This window comes from Anaerofustis stercorihominis DSM 17244 (assembly GCF_000154825.1).
GTDB lineage: Bacteria > Bacillota > Clostridia > Eubacteriales > Anaerofustaceae > Anaerofustis > Anaerofustis stercorihominis.
On sequence record NZ_DS560019.1, the window covers coordinates 906,754 to 926,051 of the forward strand.

General features: G+C 32.2%; 20 protein-coding genes. 19 read left to right on the forward strand and 1 reads right to left on the reverse strand.

Going from position 1 to position 19,298, the window contains the following annotated elements; genetic code table 11:
- The first annotated feature begins 152 nt into the window (after nt 1–152).
- The 19 genes from mfd to ANASTE_RS11515 all read left to right on the forward strand — a co-directional run bounded on the left by mfd (nt 153) and on the right by ANASTE_RS11515 (nt 18,364).
- Entirely contained in the window at nt 153–3,605 is a 3,453-nt protein-coding gene (gene mfd / locus ANASTE_RS09080; protein ID WP_007050720.1) for a transcription-repair coupling factor, read from the forward strand.
- A 62-nt stretch (nt 3,606–3,667) separates the two neighbouring features.
- Complete coding sequence (locus ANASTE_RS09085; protein WP_007050721.1) at nt 3,668–5,182, forward strand: peptidylprolyl isomerase; 1,515 nt, start codon at nt 3,668–3,670, stop codon at nt 5,180–5,182.
- 116 nt (nt 5,183–5,298) lie between these two features.
- The gene (locus ANASTE_RS09090) at nt 5,299–5,991 is read left to right on the forward strand and encodes an MIP family channel protein (protein WP_007050722.1); all 693 of its coding nucleotides are present in this window, start codon (nt 5,299–5,301) and stop codon (nt 5,989–5,991) included.
- Nucleotides 5,992–6,137: 146 nt separating this feature from the next.
- Nucleotides 6,138–6,611, forward strand: coding sequence for a flavodoxin (locus ANASTE_RS09095; RefSeq protein WP_007050723.1), 474 nt, complete (start codon nt 6,138–6,140; stop codon nt 6,609–6,611).
- 30 nt (nt 6,612–6,641) lie between these two features.
- Entirely contained in the window at nt 6,642–7,118 is a 477-nt protein-coding gene (locus ANASTE_RS09100) for a flavodoxin (RefSeq protein ID WP_007050724.1), read from the forward strand.
- 1 nt (nt 7,119) lies between these two features.
- Entirely contained in the window at nt 7,120–7,878 is a 759-nt protein-coding gene (locus ANASTE_RS09105; protein ID WP_007050725.1) for a carboxymuconolactone decarboxylase family protein, read from the forward strand.
- A 20-nt stretch (nt 7,879–7,898) separates the two neighbouring features.
- The gene (locus ANASTE_RS09110) at nt 7,899–8,936 is read left to right on the forward strand and encodes an aldo/keto reductase (RefSeq protein WP_039945502.1); all 1,038 of its coding nucleotides are present in this window, start codon (nt 7,899–7,901) and stop codon (nt 8,934–8,936) included.
- Between the two features lie 216 nt (nt 8,937–9,152).
- Entirely contained in the window at nt 9,153–9,566 is a 414-nt protein-coding gene (locus ANASTE_RS09115; RefSeq protein ID WP_007050728.1) for a cupin domain-containing protein, read from the forward strand.
- Between the two features lie 37 nt (nt 9,567–9,603).
- Nucleotides 9,604–10,218: a flavodoxin gene (locus ANASTE_RS09120; RefSeq protein ID WP_007050729.1), complete on the forward strand. Its 615-nt coding sequence runs from the start codon at nt 9,604–9,606 to the stop codon at nt 10,216–10,218.
- 19 nt (nt 10,219–10,237) lie between these two features.
- The gene (locus tag ANASTE_RS09125) at nt 10,238–10,897 is read left to right on the forward strand and encodes a DUF4405 domain-containing protein (protein WP_007050730.1); all 660 of its coding nucleotides are present in this window, start codon (nt 10,238–10,240) and stop codon (nt 10,895–10,897) included.
- Nucleotides 10,898–10,924: 27 nt separating this feature from the next.
- A complete protein-coding gene (locus tag ANASTE_RS09130; RefSeq protein WP_007050731.1) occupies nt 10,925–11,461 on the forward strand; it encodes a flavodoxin family protein in 537 nt (178 codons plus the stop codon).
- Nucleotides 11,462–11,707: 246 nt separating this feature from the next.
- Nucleotides 11,708–12,091 carry a MerR family transcriptional regulator gene (locus ANASTE_RS09135; RefSeq protein ID WP_007050732.1) on the forward strand — a complete coding sequence of 128 codons (384 nt, stop codon included), beginning with the start codon at nt 11,708–11,710 and terminating at the stop codon, nt 12,089–12,091.
- 234 nt (nt 12,092–12,325) lie between these two features.
- Nucleotides 12,326–13,123 carry a phosphate ABC transporter substrate-binding protein gene (locus ANASTE_RS09140; protein ID WP_039945506.1) on the forward strand — a complete coding sequence of 266 codons (798 nt, stop codon included), beginning with the start codon at nt 12,326–12,328 and terminating at the stop codon, nt 13,121–13,123.
- Between the two features lie 76 nt (nt 13,124–13,199).
- Nucleotides 13,200–14,087: a phosphate ABC transporter permease subunit PstC gene (pstC, locus tag ANASTE_RS09145; protein ID WP_007050734.1), complete on the forward strand. Its 888-nt coding sequence runs from the start codon at nt 13,200–13,202 to the stop codon at nt 14,085–14,087.
- A gap of 13 nt (nt 14,088–14,100) precedes the next feature.
- A complete protein-coding gene (gene pstA / locus ANASTE_RS09150) occupies nt 14,101–14,949 on the forward strand; it encodes a phosphate ABC transporter permease PstA (protein ID WP_148344977.1) in 849 nt (282 codons plus the stop codon).
- Nucleotides 14,950–14,957: 8 nt separating this feature from the next.
- The gene (pstB, locus tag ANASTE_RS09155) at nt 14,958–15,719 is read left to right on the forward strand and encodes a phosphate ABC transporter ATP-binding protein PstB (protein WP_007050736.1); all 762 of its coding nucleotides are present in this window, start codon (nt 14,958–14,960) and stop codon (nt 15,717–15,719) included.
- A gap of 22 nt (nt 15,720–15,741) precedes the next feature.
- Nucleotides 15,742–16,416 carry a phosphate signaling complex protein PhoU gene (gene phoU / locus ANASTE_RS09160; protein WP_007050737.1) on the forward strand — a complete coding sequence of 225 codons (675 nt, stop codon included), beginning with the start codon at nt 15,742–15,744 and terminating at the stop codon, nt 16,414–16,416.
- Nucleotides 16,417–16,431: 15 nt separating this feature from the next.
- Nucleotides 16,432–17,112, forward strand: a complete 681-nt coding sequence (locus tag ANASTE_RS09165; protein ID WP_007050738.1) for a winged helix-turn-helix domain-containing protein — start codon at nt 16,432–16,434, stop codon at nt 17,110–17,112.
- A 4-nt stretch (nt 17,113–17,116) separates the two neighbouring features.
- Nucleotides 17,117–18,364 (forward strand): sensor histidine kinase, encoded by a 1,248-nt coding sequence (locus ANASTE_RS11515; RefSeq protein ID WP_007050739.1) that lies wholly within the window; start codon nt 17,117–17,119, stop codon nt 18,362–18,364.
- Nucleotides 18,365–18,388: 24 nt separating this feature from the next.
- Here the strand turns inward: ANASTE_RS11515 and ANASTE_RS09175 are convergent, their stop codons facing one another.
- The gene (locus tag ANASTE_RS09175) at nt 18,389–19,291 is read right to left on the reverse strand and encodes a hypothetical protein (protein ID WP_007050740.1); all 903 of its coding nucleotides are present in this window, start codon (nt 19,289–19,291) and stop codon (nt 18,389–18,391) included.
- Nucleotides 19,292–19,298 lie beyond the last annotated feature (7 nt).

The window sequence follows — 19,298 nt, forward strand, 5'->3', positions numbered from 1 at the left end:
TATTTATATTTGAATATTTGTGTATTTTAGAGTAAAATCTTTTAGCTGAGTATCATTTTATACTTTAATTATATTTGTTATTATATCATAAAAAGCTATGTACATTTTAAAATGTGTTATAATATAAAAATACATTGATAAGGGGACTTTAAATGATTGAGAGTATATTGAGTGCCGCAACGTTTTTGAATAAAATAAATTATACTGCCGATAAAAAAGGGAGTATTTTTCTTCATGGAGTCAGCTCTAATTTAAAAGATATGATCACTGTTCATGAATTATATAAAGAAAAAAGACCTGTCATTTATATTTTAAAGGATGATGTTTCGGCAAAAGAAACTTATTTGAATTTAAGTGATATATTGTCTGAAAAAGATATTTTATATTACCCTGCAAAGCCCATAACTCATGAGTTTATCGACAGTCATTCAATGGAACTTACCAATAAAAGAGTCAATGTCATAAAAAATGCTGTAATGGGAAGTAAAAAAATAATAGTTACTTCTATCAATGCCGCTATCGAGAAAGGTCTGTTTTGGGGTAAAGACAGTATAATAACAAAGAAGACTGAAGACATATTAGATATAGACGAATTTATAGAAATATTGAATAAGTTCGGATATGCAAGAGAATATGAAGTTACGGGTCAGGGAGCATACTCCGTAAAGGGCGGGATTGTAGATGTGTTCATTATGGGGGATGAAGTACCCGTTAGGATAGAGTTTTTCGACGATGAAATAGATTCGATAAGAACGTTCGATAAAAATACCGGAAAAAGCATTGAAAAGATAAATAAATTTACTCTTGTTCCCGCAAAGACAAGCTTACTTGATTATGATGAAATAAATAAACTCAATAAAAAAGTAAGAGCTAAGCTCGAAAAAGCGATAACTCAAAATGAAGATGAAGAAATAGACAAAAACTACAGAGAACTTTACGAAAAGATAGCAGATGATACAAATGATACGACAAAGTATATATTCTATGCTTCAAAACAAACAAAGTCATTGATTGATTTATATAAAGACCCTCTTATTATTTTTGACGATTACAGCATAATAAAAAAGACTTACAATAGATTTTTTAAAGAAAACAAAGAAGAACTGAAAGATTTGGCTGAGCATGGAAAGATGCTCGATATACAAGTAAACAATCATTTTAAATTCGCCGAAGCGGAAGAAAGGTTTATAAATTTAGATTCTTTGATTTATTTTGATTTATCAATGGCTTCAAATAATTTGTTTTGCAAAGATATAGTTGAAGTAAAATCAAGTGATAATATCAATTATGTAAAGAATATCAATTATTTAATTGACAATATCGTTACTTATTTAAAAGAAGATTATAAGGTTATTATTACTTATAAAAACGAAAAGGAAAAGAAGAATCTTTCGGAATTTTTAAGTAATTATAATATAGACTATACTCACACTGTTAAAGAAGGGCATGTCGCACTTGTAAAATCAAATATCAGAAACGGAGTAAATATTTTAAGTGAAAAATTATTTATTCTGTCTTATAACGATGTACTTATAAAAAAAGAAGCTAAGAAAAAAAGAACTAAAAAAGATAAACATAATGAAAAAGCTTTCTTCAGTGAGATAACTAAGGGTGATTATGTAGTTCACGAAACTTACGGTATCGGAAGATATCTGGGAATGGTAAATATGGAAGCCGGCGGGCTATATAATGATTACCTTGAAATCGAATTTGCCGGAAATGACAAATTATACGTAATTGCAAATAAGATGAACTTGGTAAGTAAATATATAGGTTCATCGGACGCACCTCCAAAGCTTAATAAATTGGGTTCTCAGGTTTGGGAAAACACCAAGAACAAAACGAGAAAAGCTGTAAAAGAGCTTGCAAAAGAATATATTACATTATATGCAAAGAGAAGGGAAATAAAAGGTTTTGCCTTTTCAGCCGATACTCCGTGGCAAAAAGAGTTTGAAGATAATTTCGGTTATGAACTTACCGAAGATCAGGAAAGATGTGTAAGAGAAGTAAAAGAAGATATGGAAAAGCCTTATCCTATGGATAGACTTATATGCGGAGATGTAGGTTTTGGCAAGACCGAGGTTGCCGCAAGAGCAATTTTTAAAGCTGTAATGGACGGTAAGCAATGTGCAGTTTTAGTCCCGACGACTATTCTTGCAATGCAGCATTACAATACGTTTGTGGAGAGATTTAAAGATTTTCCTGTGAAAATAGAAATGCTTTCAAGGTTTAAAACGAAGAAAGAAGAAAACAGGATAATAGATAAGCTTGAAAGAGGGAAAGTGGATATAGTAATCGGGACACATAAACTTCTTTCGGATAATGTAAATTTTAAGGATTTGGGTTTACTTGTAGTTGACGAAGAACAAAGATTTGGAGTAGCTCATAAAGATAAGCTTAAACTGTTAAAGGAAAATGTAGATACCCTTACTCTTTCCGCAACTCCAATCCCAAGGACACTTAATATGTCTCTTATCGGTATAAGAGATTTATCGACGATTGAAAAGCCTCCCAAGGAAAGAGAAGAAACCGAAACATATGTAATCGAATATGACGATTATATTATAAAAGACGCGATAAACAGAGAGTTATCCAGAGGGGGGCAGGTATTCTTTGTTTATAATTCAGTAAAGAATGCGGAAAAGACATGCCTTAAACTAAGGAAATTGATACCGGGATTAAAAGTAGAGTTTGCAAACGGACAAATGCCGGAAAGGGAACTCGAAAAGACGATGTTCAGATTTTTGAATAAGGAATTTGATGTGCTTGTTTGTACAGCTATAGTGGAAAACGGACTCAATATCTTAAATGCAAATACGATGATAATAAAAGAAGGTAATAATCTAGGTCTTTCACAATTGTATCAGCTTAGAGGAAGAGTAGGAAGAAGCAATAAAAATGCTTATTGTTATGTAACTTATGAAAAAGATAAAGCTTTGAATGAAGTTGCAATGAAAAGATTGAAGGCTATAAATGAATTTACAAAGTTTGGTTCCGGTTTTCAAATCGCAATAAGGGATCTTCAAATAAGAGGCTCGGGAAATCTTCTCGGTGCAAATCAAAGCGGTCACTTTACGAATGTAGGTTATGAGCTTTATACAAAAATGCTTCAGGAAGCTCTTAAGGAAAGTAAAGGAGAAGCACAAAAAGAACCTGTTGAAACTACCATTAACATTAAAATAAATGCTTATATAGATAAAAAATATATAGAAGATGAAAAGCAAAGGATAATCACTTATAAAGAAATAGCCAGCATAGAAACAGAAGCTGATAAAGATGAAATGGTTGAAAATCTTATTGATATATACGGAGATATAAGAAAAGAAACACTCAATTTAATGGATATATCTCTTCTTAGGAATAAAGCAAGTAAAAAAGATATATTAAGTATAAATGTAAATGAAGAAAACAGGGAAATATATTTTGACTTTGACAAAGAAAAAGAAATCCATATGGATAAAATAAACAAGTTATATGAAATCTTTAAAGGTAAATTTATTAAAAATAGTAAATTTATAAGGATTTGTTTCCCATATAAAAAGACAAGAAACGTACATCAAAGTATTATGAAACTAATAGATAAAATAATTGATAATATAGCTTAAATTGTGTATAATTTATAACATTATGATAGTTTATAATCATTTAATACAGAAAGGATTTATTTATGAAAAATATTAAAAAAATAATCGGGATTGCAATGGCAGTCACTCTATTATTCTCGGCATTCGGCTGTAGTGTAAATGAAGAAAAGCTCGCTAATAAGGCTGTCGCTAAAGTGGGAGATACCGAAATACCCAAAATGAATTTAGATGCTGTTGTTGGTTTTACTCTTGTATCTTACTATGCCAACTCTGGTACAGAAATTTCTATGGAAGATTCTTCGGTTTCCAGTTTGAAAGAAGAAGTTGCGAACAATCTCGTTGAATATGAACTTGTTAAAAAAGCAGCTAAAGACTACGGATATACAAAAAATGATAAAGAAGTAAAAGAGGCGGCAAAAGAAACTCTTAAATCTATTAAATCAAGCTCTTATTTAAAAGGAGATAAGTATAAAAGTGTTTTGAAACAATACGGCTTCGAAGATGAAAAGAGCTTTGAAAATGCAGTTAATCTATATGCAGAATTTTCAACTTATACTTCCGGGTTTGCAGAAAAATTCAGAAATAAAGTTCAAGGCGGTAAATATGCAACTGCAAATTATATGACTGTTGATGATATAAAAGTAACTGCTTCTATTTATTATTACTGTTATATCCAAAAGGCAATGGAACAGGAGTATAATGAATATCAAAAACAATACAGCGGTTCAGCGGATAGCTCCGAATCTGAACAAAAGACCGATGAACAGAAGCAGCAAGAATTAAAAGAATCTACAGTGGCTATGGTAAAAGAAAAAGCTGCATTCTATGCTGCAGGAAAAGAAGCCAAAACGAAAATAGATACTAAGAAAGTCAATTCTAAGAAGGCTGAAAACGAGTCTTTATCATCAATGTTTGGGAGTGATACATTAACTTCCGTTTACAATGCTTACGGGCTCACAAAAAAACAATATGACGAAGCGGGAAAATGGATCGCTACGGCTGATTTATATAAAGAAGCGTTAGAAGAAAAAGTTACTTATGATAAACCGACAGAAAAAGATGCAGAAAAAGAATTTAACAAAAATACTAAGGCTTATGATAAATCAACTGTCAGTGCAAAACATATACTTACTTCCGATAAATCTTTAGCAAAAGAAATATACGAGCAAGCTACTCAAAAAGGTGCCGATTTTGATCAAATAATGAGTAAGTATCAAAAAAATTCAGCGGTACAGGAAGCTTCGGATTTAGGGGCTTTTACCTATCCTTCTATGGTAGAGGATTTTTCCAAAGCTGCATTTGATGCGGAAAAAGGAAGTGTCGTGGGTCCTGTTAAAACCGAATATGGTTATCATGTGATATATGTTTATGATAAAAATACTGTAGAGCCAAAATTTGAAGACAGCAAAGATACTATATTATCTAAACTGGACAGTCAAAATAAACTTGAAGCCGTAAATAAATTAGATGAAGATATCAAGGATAAACATAACGGAAAAGTCGAGATAGAGGATATTGATGAACCTTATAATATGCTTTTGGCTGAACTTAAAAAAGATAATAAAGTTAAAATTTATAAATCTGTATTAAATAAATAATGAAAATAAATTGCTAAAGAGAAGAATAATCTTCTCTTTTTTTATTTGTTTAAATGTGTTATAATATATCAATTGAGTAAAAACACAATAAATATAATTAAAGAGAGGAAATAGTTTTGAAAAAATATTTAGCAGAATTTATAGGAACATTTGTATTAGTATTCTTTGGATGCGGTAACGCTGTAGTCTTAGGCGGCTTCACAGGAGGAATGGGAAGCGGATTTTTGGGAGTTGTAGCTATTGCTTTGGCATTCGGGCTTGCAATCGTTGCTGCCGCCTATGCAATAGGAGATATCTCCGGATGTCATGTCAATCCCGCAGTTTCTCTTTCTATGCTTATAACGGGAAGAATGAACTTAAATGATTTTATAGGATATGTTATAGCACAAGTTTTGGGAGCATTGGCAGGAAGCGGAGTGCTTTACTTTATAACATCGGCAAGCCAGGGACTTAGAGGCTTTGGTGCGAATGGATACGGAGAGTTAAGCGGAGTAGGCTTAAATATGATTGGAGCATTGGCAGTAGAAGTAATTCTTACTTTTGTATTTATAATGACAATTTTAAGAGTAACCGATAATGAAAAAACAAGTCATATGGCGGGTCTTATAATCGGATTGACCCTTACTTTTGTACATATAATAGGTATTCCTTTGACTGGGACCTCCGTTAATCCTGCAAGGAGTTTAGCTCCTGCAATATTTACGGGAGGAGCTGCTTTATCACAAGTATGGTTGTTTATACTTGCTCCTTTGGTTGGAGGTGCAATTGCAGCTTTTGTTCATAAATATTTATACAGTACCGAACAATAATTAAAATGCAAAAGAGCATATGTTTTACATATGCTCTTTTTTTATTTAAAAAGTTTTAAAAAGTACTTGACTTGGAGTCAACTCCAAGTGATAGGGTTTTATTGTGAAGAAATAATTATAAAAATATATTTCATGAAGGAGTTAAAATGAAAAAGAAATTGATTGTATATTATTCATACACTGGTAATACAAAGATGATCGTGGATATTTTAAAAGATAACCTTGATGTTGATATCGTAAGGTTAGAAACAATAAAGCCATACAGCGGAAGTTATGATGATGTGGTCGAACAGGGGAAAAAAGAAACCGACAGTAGATACATGCCTGAGATAAAAGAGATAGGAATAGATTTAAAAGATTATGATGAAATTCTTTTGGGAAGTCCCGTTTGGTGGTACACATTTGCACCTGCCGTAAGGACTTTTTTATCTAAATATGATTTAAGCGGGAAAAAAATTGTTCCTTTTATTACTAACGGAGGGTGGATAGGAAGTACTGTTGATGATATTAAAAGTTTAGCTAATAATTCACAAGTAAAAAATGCTATAAATATAAAGTTTAACGGTAGTGATATGGAAACTTCAATGAGTGAAATAAATGCTTGGATAGACAAATTATAAAAAATATGAAAATCAATAAGGAGATAAGAAATGAACAGTAAAAAAACTTTAGTAGCTTATTTTTCACACAGCGGAAATACAAGAACCGCAGCAGAAAAAATAGCGGGTTTAACAAACAGTGATTTATTTGAAATAAAACCAATTAAAAGGTATCCGAAAAATTATAACGAGACGGTTGCAATTGCAAAAAAAGAAATAAATGGGAACGCAAGACCTAAGATTTCAGATAGTGTAAAAGATATGGACTCGTATGATGTGATTTATCTCGGTTATCCGAATTGGTGGAGTACCATGCCTATGGTTGTATTTACTTTTTTGGAAGGATATGATTTCATAGGCAAAAAAATATATCCGTTTTGTACACATGGTGGAAGCAGAATGGGAAGAAGCGAAAAGGATATTAAAGATTTATGTCCTAATGCAGTTATAGGTAAAGGACTTCCTATAAGCGGAAATAGTGTAAATAGCTGTGATGAAATGATAAAAAATTGGATAGAGGTAAAATAATATGTCAAATAGCAATAAAGTAAAAGAATATTATAAAAAAATGTCTTTATTATATGACTCTGATTTATTAAAAAATGATCCTGAGTTTATGGATATATTTAATAATTTTGCATTTGATGAAGTTTTAAGTCAAGATGATTTGGACGACAAGACGAGATTTATGGCTATATTATCTGCATTGATAGGTTGCCAGGGTATAGATGAATATAAAATAATGTTATCTGTTTCTCTTGAGTTAGGCGTCACTCCGACAGAAATCAAAGAGATAGTATACCAATCTACAGCTTATCTGGGTATTGGCAGAGTTCTGCCTTTTTTAAAAGCAACTAATGAGGTTTTTGAAGAGGATGGGATAGAACTTCCTCTTCAAAGTCAGTCAACAACTACTAAAGAAAACAGAAGAGAAAAAGGCAGTCAAGTTCAAATGGATATTTTCGGGGAACATATGAAAGATTTTTGGAAATCCGGGCCCGAAGAAAGTAAACATATAAATTATTGGTTGGCGACGAATTGTTTCGGAGATTATTATACTAGGACGGGGCTTGATAATAAACAAAGAGAAATGATCACATTTTGTTTTCTGTCAGCTCAGGGTGGCTGTGAGCCTCAGCTTATAAGTCATGCTGTCGCAAATATGAGAATAGGAAATGATAAAGAGTTTTTGATAAATATCATCTCTCAGTGTCTTCCTTATATAGGTTACCCCCGTTCTTTAAATGCGCTTAACTGTGTTAATGAGGCTTATAAAAATATTAAATAGAAAATATATAGGAAAGATTGATGAAATACATTAAATTGGGCAATTCGGATTTGAATGTATCAAGAATATGTATGGGGTGTATGGGCTTTGGCAATCCATTGAGCGGTCAGCATACATGGACTTTGGATGAAAATCATTCGGGAGAAATCATTAAAAAAGGACTTGACTTGGGTGTTAATTTCTTTGATACCGCCATTGCGTATCAAGGCGGAACGAGTGAAGAATATCTTGGAAGAGCAATCAAGGATTATACAAATAGAGAAAATATCGTAATTGCTACTAAATTTCTGCCAAGAAGCGATGATGAAATTAAAAATGGGATTAGCGGACAGATACATATAGAAAAAATGTTAAATCAAAGTCTTAAAAATTTGGGGACGGATTATGTTGATTTATATATTTATCATATGTGGGATTATAATACTCCAATACACGATATTATGGAGGGTCTTAATAATGTTGTAAAAGAAGGTAAGGCTCGCTATATCGGGGTTTCCAATTGTTTTGCTTGGCAGCTCGCGAAGGCAAATTCTTTGGCTGAAAAAGAGAATTTTGAAAAGTTTATATCGGTTCAGGGACATTATAATTTGATTTTCAGAGAAGAAGAAAGGGAAATGATCCCTTATTGCAAAGAAGAAAACATAGCACTTACACCGTATAGCTCTCTTGCCGGGGGCAGGCTTTCGAGAAATCTTAACGAAAGGACAAAAAGACAGCGAGAAGACAGTTATGCTGAATTAAAATATGGCGCTACTAAAATGCAGGATAACGTCATAATCGAAAGGGTAGCTGAGATAGCTAAAGAAAGAGAAATATCAATGACGGAAGTATCTTTGGCATGGTTACTTACAAAAGTTGCTTCTCCCGTTGTAGGTGCTACAAAGTTGAAACATATCGAAGACGCTGCAAGTGCTGTCGATGTCGTTTTAACAACAGAAGAAATAGACTATTTGGAAGAAAAATATTCTTCACATGATTTGGTCGGCGTTATGGCTCAAAATCGTCCGGAACTTTCGAATTCCAAACATGTATGGTCTGTCGGTAAACAGGAAATATGATTAAAATCATTTAAAAGCAAAAGGTAAATAAATCATTCGTGTTTGGTTGATTGTCAGTATAATGAGTGGTTTTAGATATAAAATATTCAAATAAATTCAATGTGTTTATGTTAATACTGGCAGATAGCAATGATATTTTTATGTTTAAGATAAAAGATATTTTACTTAATAAAGTAATAAAACATAATTAAAAACTAAAATAAAGAGGTATTTTAAATGAGTAATAAAAATGAAATAGTAAAAGAAATGATTTTTCCTATAGGAGACAAAAATAATGCTTTTAAGGATTATTTTGTAGGACAGAGTTATTTAAACATGCTTACAACCGAGAGAGTAGGAATAGGTAATGTAACTTTTGAACCAAAATGCAGAAATAACTGGCATATACATCATAAAGGTGGGCAAATCCTTTTGGTAACCGGAGGAAGAGGCTATTATCAGGAATGGGGTAAGGAAGCAAGAGAACTTTTTCCCGGAGATGTAGTAAACATCCCGCCTGAAGTCAAACACTGGCATGGTGCATCTAAAGACAGTTGGTTTTCACATCTGGCTGTTGAAGTTCCGGCTGATGGCGCTTCCAATGAATGGCTGGAAGCTGTTTCGGATGATGATTATAACAAGTTAAAATAATGTTATAACTTTATTTAATATAAAAGAGGAGACTATAATGAAAAAAATATTTGTATTATTTCTTACTTTAATAATGTTAGCAGGAATAAGCTCATGCGGCAGCAATGGGACCTCCAATACTGATAATCAAAGCTCAAAGAGCGGTACTGCGACTCAAAACAGCGGAAATACAAACAAAATATTAGTTGCATATTTCTCTTATTCGGGAAATACAAAAACCGTTGCCGAGAAAATTCAAAAGAATACTAATGCTGAAATTTTTAGAATAGAAACAAAAGAGGATTATCCCAGCGACTATGATGCTGTAGTAGATAAAGCACAGCAAGAACAGGATGAGAATGCAAGACCGGAACTTAAAAGCAAAATAGAAAATTTAGATGATTATGATGTTATATTTTTAGGTTATCCGAATTGGTGGGGTACAATGCCAATGGCTTTATTTACTTTTTTGGAAGAAAATAACTTAGATGGCAAGACCATAGTTCCTTTTTGTACTCATGAAGGAAGTGCTCTCGGAAGAAGTGAAGATGATATAAAGAGTTTATGTTCAAAATCAACGATCAAAGAGGGGCTTGCCATAAGAGGAAGTGATGTAAATGCAGATGATACGGATAGTGAAATAAATAAGTGGATAGAAAATTTAAATTTATAATAAATGTCGGGAGAGTTGATTGAAAAATAAAAAAGGATTTAATGTTGTATTGGATATTTCAATGCTTATTCTCATGCTTATCGAGATATCGGGAAGACTTGTAAGTTCGTTTTATCATGAACTTTTGGGTATAGGGCTTATAATGTTATTCATTTTACATAATATAAAAAATAGAAATTGGTATAAATCTATTTTTAAAGGGAGATATAACCTATACCGTACTTTGATTTTTATTATCAATGCAGGTCTTTTAATATCTTTTAGTGTGCTTATGATAAGTGCTGTCCCCATATCGAGGAGTATATTTAAATTCCTCGATATAGAAGGCGGATTAAATATTAGAAAGCTTCATACTGCATCTTCATATATAGGATTGATTTTTATATCTCTCCATCTGGGTTTTCATATGGAAATGATAATAAATAAAGTCAAAAATAAAATAAATATCCGTGGATTGACAAAAATCGTTTTCTGCATTATTTTTGCTTTAACTTTTATATGGGGTATAAGGTCATTTATTTATAGGAATATACTTTCTAAAGTAATTGCATATTATTCCTTTGATATCGCTTCTTCAAATGATAGTTTACTAGTCGCTTTTGGGGATTATTTCTGTATAGTATTTTTCATTTCTTTCCTATGTTATTTTATTATGAAATTTATAAAGAAACATATTTAAACAAAAAAATTATTTACTGGAGGTAATATGAGTAAAAAAGTATTGATTATATCAAGCAGCCCGCGTAAAGGGGGTAATTCCGATACACTTTGTGATGAATTCAAACGAGGAGCCGAAGAGGCTGGTAATAAAGTTAAAAAATTATTTTTGAAAGATAAAAACATAAATTATTGTGTGGGGTGCGGAGTTTGTAATCAAACGGGAAATTGTACCCAGAAAGATGATGCTGATGAAATCGTGAATAATATGATAAATGCGGACGTAATCGTAATGGCAAGTCCCGTATATTTTTATACTATATCCGCACAAATGAAAACACTGATTGACAGGACTTGTGCCAAACATAGACAAATAAAAAATAAAGAATTTTATTTCATTTTAACTGCCGCAGACAGCAGGCCGGAGTCTTTGATAAGAAGTATAGAATGTTTCAGAGGTTTTACTTCATGCCTTATAAATCCTGTGGAAAAAGGTATAATTTATGCAAACAGTGCTTGGAACATGGGAGACATAAATGAAAATCAGACTATTGAAGAAGCTTATCGAATGGGATTTAATATTTAAAGAAGTAAAATTCATATTTTATTAATTTTTATATAAATCGTTTAATAGTGAGTGAGGTATAAAGTAATGTTTAATATAATAAATCAAGTGTGTATTTTCATGATATCTTGGGTACATAAGTTATTATTATTTTTATTTTCTTAAATACTTGACTTGGAGTTCACTCCAAGTTATATAATATATATAAAGATATAAAAGCATTTTATTAATGAAGTATAATTATACGATTAACGGAGGGATTTGATCATGAAAATAGCTGAAGTAAGTAAAAAATTAAATGTGTCCCAGGATACTATACGTTATTATGAGCGAATAGGTTTAATTCCTCATGTTCCGAGAAATAGCGGAGGAATAAGAGAATTCAGAGATGAAGATTTAAACTGGATCGAATTTATAAGGTGTATGAGAGGTTCCGGACTGTCTATCGAATCCTTGGTTGAATATGTAAGTTTATTTCAGCAAGGTGATGAGACTATTGAAGGAAGAAAAGAAATTTTGCTTGAAGAACGAGAAAAGCTTAGTAAAAAGATTTCCGAAATGCAAAGCACATTGGAACGTTTGGATTATAAAATTAAAAGATACAGCGATGGTCTTATGAAAAAATGCGAAGATAATTTAATAAAAAAATAAATTGATTTTACTTTTAAAAATATAAATTTATTTAGGTAAAAATAATTATAACAATTTAAAATTCAATATTTGTAAGAAAAATAAACATGGATTAAGTAAATTTCTTCATGTTTATTTTTTTACCACTTTACGTTTTTTTTACTTTATATTTACCAAAGTATGATTTCTGAAAAAATGATATTGATATATTATTACCACATAATAAATATCATTTCAAAGAGAGGAAAAGAAAAAATGAAAAAGAAATTATTAGCTGTATGTTTAGCAGCATTATGCCTAATCGGATTTGCCGGCTGCGGAGCTTCAGGTTCCGGAACAATAACAATGGCAGGTTCAACTTCTATGGAAAGCGTTGCAAAAGCTTGGGGTGAAGCTTATCAATTAAATAATGATGTGACTATCGATGTTCAGGGCGGAGGTTCATCAGCGGGTGTTACAAGCGTAAAAGACGAAAGTGCTCAAGTTGGTATGTTAAGCAGAGAACTTAAAGATGAAGAAAAACAAGAAGGCTTAACAGAATATCAAGTAGCTATTGACGGTATAGCAATAGTAGTAAATAAAGACAACAAAGTTGAAGAGTTGACAAGCAAACAAATTGCTGACATCTACACAGGTAAAATCACAAACTGGAAAGATGTAGGCGGAGCTGACGAAGAAATCGTGGTTGTAGGCAGAGAAGCAGGCAGCGGTACAAGAGACGGTTTTGAAAGTATCCTTGATGTTGAAGAAAAATGCAAATATAAAGCAGAACTTAATGAAACAGGTCAAGTAAAATCAACAGTAGCTTCAACAAAAGGCGCTATAGGTTATATGTCACTTGGTTATGTAGATGATGAATTAAAGGCTGTAAAAGTTGATGGAGTAGCACCAAGTGAAAGTACGGTTTCAGACGGCAGCTATAAAGTACAAAGACCATTTATCGTTGTAACAAGCGGGGATGCTTCAAGTGAAGTAAAAGCTTTTGTTGAATATATGTTAAGTGCTGACGGACAAGGTATCGTTGAAAGCAGTCACTTTGTAAAAGTAAAATAAGATTTAATAATAAATAAATTTACATACATTAATGCACCTTATGGTGCATTAATGTTACATTTTAAGAGGTAAGCGGATGAAATTAAAAAATAAAACTAAGCAGGATAGAGTATCCGGAATATTTGAAAAGATTTTTTTATTTTGCGCTGTTATTTCTATTATAAGTGTTGTTGTTATAAGCTTATATATGATTATATCAGGATTTCCTGCTGTTAAAGAGATAGGTCTTTTTAACTTTTTGTTCGGTACTGTTTGGAATCCGACAGGGGCAAATCCCAGCTACGGAATTCTTCCTATGATACTTTCAAGTATCTGTGCTACATTCGGTGCTATTATTATAGGAGTTCCTATCGGAGTATTGACTGCAGTATTTTTGAGTGAAATAGCAAATAAAAAAGTTGCTAATTTTATTAGACCCTTTATAGAAATACTATCCGGAATTCCTTCTGTTATATATGGATTTGTAGGTCTGATATTATTGGTTCCGTTTATTGCCAAAGTATTTGATCTATCTTACGGAGCAAACCTTTTTACAGGTATGCTCGTATTATCGATAATGATACTTCCTACAATAGTAACTATAAGCGAAAACAGTATAAGATCTCTTCCAAGCGAATATAAAGAAGCTTCGTTGGGACTAGGGGCTACAAAAATGCAGACTATATTTAAAATATTGATCCCTGCTGCAAGAAGCGGTATAACAACGAGTATAGTACTTGGTATAGGCAGAGCCATAGGGGAGACTATGGCAGTTATTATGGTTACCGGTAACAGTGTTAATATGCCGGACATTTTCCAGTCTGTAAGACTTATGACAAGCGGGATAGTATCGGAAATGTCATATGCAGTCGGATTACATAAAGACGCATTATTTGCAATAGGACTGGTATTATTTATCTTTATTATGATAATAAACTTAATATTAAATGTCTTCTTAGCCAAAGCAGACCAGAAATATGATTAAGCAGGAGGAAATGATGAAAAAGAAAAAATTTAGATTGGCAGATAATATACTAAAGTTTCTTGTTATTATCAGTGCGGGATTTACGGCACTTCTTGCTTTATCACTTGTTCTATATGTAATGGTTAAAGGGGTTGGGAGTATTGATTTAAAAATGTTAACAACTTCGCCTAGTGAACTTACGGGTTCCGTCGGAGTATTCCCAATGATAATCAATACTTTATATATGATAGTTTTGACTCTTGTTATTGCAGTCCCAATAGGTATAGGAAGTGCAATATATCTTAATGAATATGCTAGGAAAGAAAGCAAATTAGTTAAGGCAGTGGAATTCACAACTCAAACTTTGGCGGGTATTCCTTCAATAATATATGGTTTATTCGGATATATGTTCTTTAGTATATTCCTAGGTCTTAGAGTGTCGATCATATCAGGTACACTTACTCTTTCTATTATGGTATTACCGACATTAATCAGGACTACGCAGGAAGCTTTAAGCAGTGTTCCGAACATGTACAGAGAAGGTGCTCTCGGAATGGGGGCGAAAAAAATATATTTGATAAGAACGATTTTACTTCCTTGTTCAATGCCCGGTATCGTAACCGCAGTGATATTGAGTGTAGGTAAAGTAGTCGGCGAAAGTGCGGCTTTGATATTTACCGCAGGAATGGGGTATATGCTGACCGGAGGATTAATAAATCATATGTTTAAAAGCGGTGCTACCCTTACGGTTCAGCTATACTTATATGCTTCAAGGGGTGAAAACCTTTCGGTTTGTTTTGCACTTGCAAGTATATTGATCGTGATAGTACTTATTATAAATTTATCGGCAAGGCTTCTATCTAAGAAGTTAGAGGCTAAGTAGGAGGAAAGATGGAAAAAAGAAAAAAGATTATAACCAAAAATATGGACCTTTATTATTCCAAAAACCATGCTTTAAAAAATATAAATATGGATATTTTAGAAAATGAAGTGGTTTCATTGATAGGTCCGAGCGGATGCGGAAAATCCACATATTTAAAGAGCATAAACAGAATGAATGATCTCGTTGAAGGTGTTAAAATCACAGGAGAGATTTTAATAGATAATGAAAATATTTATGATGAAGATATAGATGTAACACTTCTTAGAAAAAAAGTAGGAATGGTATTCCAAAAACCCAATCCGTTTCCAATGAGTATTTATGATAATATTGCTTACGGTCCAAGGGTTCATGGAATAAAAAATAAGAGTGAACTCGATGAAATCGTAGAGAGAAGTCTGAAGGGAGCCGCTTTATTTGAGGAAGTAAAAGACAGACTTAAAAAGTCGGCTTTTGGATTATCCGGAGGACAACAACAGAGGCTTTGTATAGCAAGAGCATTAGCGGTCGAACCTGAAATCCTTTTAATGGATGAACCTACAAGTGCGCTTGATCCTATTTCTACCATGAAGATAGAAGAATTGGTGTTTGATTTAAAGAAAAAGTACACCGTTGTTATTGTTACTCACAATATGCAGCAAGCGGCAAGGATTTCCGATAAGACTGCATTTTTCCTTCTCGGAGAGCTTATCGAATTCAATAAAACATCGGCGCTGTTTGCAAATCCAGAGCATCCTAAAACTGAAGAATATATAACCGGAAGATTTGGTTGATACTATGAAAAGGAGAATATAAATGAGTGCAAGAAGAAGATTTGATGAAGAATTGGGTTTATTACATCATGAACTTGTAGAAATGGGTTCAATGATCGAAAAAGCAATAAAGACTTCATTTAAGGCAATAGAAAGCGATGATGAGGAAGCCGCTAAAGATATAATAGAATCGGATAAAGCCATAAATGAAATGGAAAGAAAGATTGAAGCAAGATGTTTAAAACTTATTTTAAGACAGCAGCCTGTAGCTACCGATTTAAGACTTATATCTACGGCAATGAAGATGATTACCGATATGGAGCGTATCGGAGACCATGCCGCAGACATTGCTTCTATATGTTTGGATGATGAAAAAGAAAAAAATCCGGAACCGTTCAGAATAGTAGACGATAAAATACTGAAAATGGCGGATATAGATTTGGAAATGGTTGCATCCAGTATTTCTGCTTTTATAAATGATAATTTAGAACTTGCAAAGACGACCATAAAGACTGATAGTGAGGTTGATGAGTTGTTTTATGAAGTTAGAGATGATATAATAAAAGGACTTAAATCGGATAAAATTTCTCCGAGTCTTGCGATGGATACGCTTATGCTTATTAAGTATTTGGAACGTATCGGAGACCATGCAACAAATATATGTGAATGGGTTATATTCTATTTGACCGGAGAACATAAGAATAAGAAATTATTATAAAGAAAAGGAAAAATTATGGGTAATTATATTTATGTAGTTGAAGATGACAATAATATAAGTGAACTGTTAAAATGTTCACTGGAAGCATTTAATTATTACGTCAAAGTATTCGAAAACTGTGAAGATATGATGATTGCATTAAAAGAAGAAAAGCCTAAACTGATGTTACTTGATATAATGCTTCCGGGAATGAGCGGTATCGATGCTCTTAAGCTACTAAAAAACAGTAATAAATATAAAAGTATTCCTATAATTATTTTAAGTGCTAAAAGCAGTGAGATAGATAAAGTAAATGCTCTTGAACTCGGAGCAGATGATTATGTTACAAAGCCGTTTTCGGTCCTTGAACTTTCTTCGAGAATAAAGAGTGTTCTTAGGAGAAGTTATAAGGTAGAGGATAATATCTTAAATTATAAAGATATTACCATAGATAAGGAAAATTATCTTGTTTCACATGACGGTGAAGAAGTTATCCTTACGAAGAAAGAATATAAAATTCTGTTATATATGCTTGAAAATAAAGGAAGAGTCGTAACCAGAGAAGAACTTTTAAACGAAGTTTGGGGTTATGATTTTGAAGGAGAAAGCAGAACTCTTGATATGCATATGAAGACACTTAGAAATAAAATAGGAAGTGAAGACGATAAATATAAGTATATAAAGACTATCAGAGGAATAGGATACAAATTAGGTTAATAAAATGAGAAGATTTGTCTTTATTCGTAGTTTTATTGTAGGACTTGTATGTACTTTAATATTAAGCTTTTCCTTTTTTATAGTTTTATCGAAAACTCAGGATAATGGTTATCATACTACTATTGAAGGATTCCTTCATACCGTAAACGAAACATATGCGTTTAGTGATAATTATCAAAAGGATGTAGACTATCTTCAGGACATTTCTACCGACAAATACAGAGTGACATTGATTTCTCCGAAGGGTGTGGTTTTAGCGGATTCCGCTCACGAAGGGATAACCGAAAATCATTCCGACAGAGAAGAAATAAAAGATGCCAAGAAAAAAGGCGAAGGATATATAATAAGGAATTCTTCCACTTTAAAAGAAAAAGTAATGTATGGTGCTATGGTTCTTAAAAATAAAAATATTTTAAGGGTAATGGTACCTATGGGAACTATATATGAAAATCTGCTTACAAAGATAAGTATATTCCTGCTTGCCATAGTAATTTCATTTTTGATATCATGGCTATTTGCAAGAAAGTTTGCAAAAGATTCTGTCATACCTTTCGGCAGTGCCGTTGATGTATACAAAAGAGAATTTTTTGCCAATGCTTCTCATGAATTAAAAACACCTATTACGTCCATAAGAGGTTTTGCGGAACTTATTTCTTCGGGACTTATAGATGATAAAGATAAAATAATAGAGTATAGTACCACTATTAAAAGGGAAGCAATCAGGATGGATACTTTGGTTGAAGGTATACTTAAATTATCAAGTTTGGAAGATGTGGATGAAGAAGATATGCCATTGGAAGAAGTTAATGTAAGTGACGTTGTAAAAGAGGCAGTAGAAGTACTTGACTATAAGATATATGAACGAAACATAACCGTAGATTTAGATTTAAAAGACGGATATATAATGGCGAGGCATGAAGATATTTTAAGGGTATTTATAAATCTGATAGAAAATGGAATAAAATATAATAAAGATAACGGTAAGATTTATATCGATATAAAACAAATAAAAAGAAAAGTCCATATAACGATAAAAGATACCGGTATAGGTATAAAGGAAGAAAATCTTCCACATATCTTTGAAAGATTTTATAGAGTTGATAAGAGCAGGAACAGAAAAGTAGAGGGTTCCGGACTTGGACTTTCGATAGTTAAAAGAATAATATACAAGTATAAAGGAACCATAGACGTCAAATCGGTTTATAATGCCGGAACGACTTTTATGATAACTTTCGATGTTATACAAAAATAAAAAAGAAGATTAATATCTTCTTTTTTATTTATTCCAATATTCATTTATTCTTTGTTCGCTCCACTTTTCATAAGTTCCGTTTATAGTTTTATACTTACTGCTTAGTGTCATTTTATTATCATTATTTATAGTAAATGTTAAAGTTTCTTTATTATTGGTTTCATAATCCTTATATGTTACTTTATATTTATTTTCTCCGATTTCTGATATGGATGTGATATTCCCACCTGCATCAGAACCGGATGGTCCGCTATTTAATAAAGATACAACCAGTTTTAGCTGAACACTTGAGCCATTTCCGTCATCCTTTACAACTATTAATTTATTATCCTTTTTGTTTACCCAGTATCCCATTACCGCTTTTTCTTTTTCCAAATAACTTGTGTGATAAATTTCTTCTTCATCTTCGCCTATTACTTCTAAAGTGATACTTTTCATTGCCTGATTATCTGAGGAGTCCTTTGCTGTAATTGTAACGTCATATGAGCCTGTTTTTGTTGTATCATAATTTCCGTCTAAAGTAATTGTTAATTTGTCACTTGAGTTGTCTGTAATGGTAGCATATTTATTTATGTCGAATGTTTTATTACTTGCTGCAACTTTTATGGTTTCATCACAGTTTATGCCGGGATTTGTAGTATCAATAACTTTAAAAGTCAATTCCTGTTCATCTGTTTGTTTATTATCTTTTTTTATTATGTAGTGAATCGTATATTCTCCGCATTTCCCAAGGTCAATATCATTTTCTAAAGCTTCTACCGTATAGCCTTCTCCGTTTTCTATACTTATCAAATCCATCAATTTTGCGTTTTTATTGGCTTCTATGCTTTCATTTTTCAGTGATATTTTAGGACCTTTAGAACATCCTCCAAGTATAAATATACTAATGATTATTGATGTGATTAATATTATATTTTTTCTTCTCATTGTTCAC

What these genes read in the sequence shown, in the direction of transcription:
- mfd (WP_007050720.1), top strand. Translation starts at nt 153, where the DNA reads ATGATTGAGAGTATATTGAGTGCCGCAACGTTTTTGAATAAAATAAAT.
- ANASTE_RS09085 (WP_007050721.1), top strand. Translation starts at nt 3,668, where the DNA reads ATGAAAAATATTAAAAAAATAATCGGGATTGCAATGGCAGTCACTCTA.
- ANASTE_RS09095 (WP_007050723.1), top strand. Translation starts at nt 6,138, where the DNA reads ATGAAAAAGAAATTGATTGTATATTATTCATACACTGGTAATACAAAG.
- ANASTE_RS09100 (WP_007050724.1), top strand. Translation starts at nt 6,642, where the DNA reads ATGAACAGTAAAAAAACTTTAGTAGCTTATTTTTCACACAGCGGAAAT.
- ANASTE_RS09105 (WP_007050725.1), top strand. Translation starts at nt 7,120, where the DNA reads ATGTCAAATAGCAATAAAGTAAAAGAATATTATAAAAAAATGTCTTTA.
- ANASTE_RS09110 (WP_039945502.1), top strand. Translation starts at nt 7,899, where the DNA reads ATGAAATACATTAAATTGGGCAATTCGGATTTGAATGTATCAAGAATA.
- ANASTE_RS09115 (WP_007050728.1), top strand. Translation starts at nt 9,153, where the DNA reads ATGAGTAATAAAAATGAAATAGTAAAAGAAATGATTTTTCCTATAGGA.
- ANASTE_RS09120 (WP_007050729.1), top strand. Translation starts at nt 9,604, where the DNA reads ATGAAAAAAATATTTGTATTATTTCTTACTTTAATAATGTTAGCAGGA.
- ANASTE_RS09130 (WP_007050731.1), top strand. Translation starts at nt 10,925, where the DNA reads ATGAGTAAAAAAGTATTGATTATATCAAGCAGCCCGCGTAAAGGGGGT.
- ANASTE_RS09135 (WP_007050732.1), top strand. Translation starts at nt 11,708, where the DNA reads ATGAAAATAGCTGAAGTAAGTAAAAAATTAAATGTGTCCCAGGATACT.
- ANASTE_RS09140 (WP_039945506.1), top strand. Translation starts at nt 12,326, where the DNA reads ATGAAAAAGAAATTATTAGCTGTATGTTTAGCAGCATTATGCCTAATC.
- pstC (WP_007050734.1), top strand. Translation starts at nt 13,200, where the DNA reads ATGAAATTAAAAAATAAAACTAAGCAGGATAGAGTATCCGGAATATTT.
- pstA (WP_148344977.1), top strand. Translation starts at nt 14,101, where the DNA reads ATGAAAAAGAAAAAATTTAGATTGGCAGATAATATACTAAAGTTTCTT.
- pstB (WP_007050736.1), top strand. Translation starts at nt 14,958, where the DNA reads ATGGAAAAAAGAAAAAAGATTATAACCAAAAATATGGACCTTTATTAT.
- phoU (WP_007050737.1), top strand. Translation starts at nt 15,742, where the DNA reads ATGAGTGCAAGAAGAAGATTTGATGAAGAATTGGGTTTATTACATCAT.
- ANASTE_RS09165 (WP_007050738.1), top strand. Translation starts at nt 16,432, where the DNA reads ATGGGTAATTATATTTATGTAGTTGAAGATGACAATAATATAAGTGAA.
- ANASTE_RS11515 (WP_007050739.1), top strand. Translation starts at nt 17,117, where the DNA reads ATGAGAAGATTTGTCTTTATTCGTAGTTTTATTGTAGGACTTGTATGT.
- ANASTE_RS09175 (WP_007050740.1), bottom strand. Translation starts at nt 19,291, where the DNA reads ATGAGAAGAAAAAATATAATATTAATCACATCAATAATCATTAGTATA.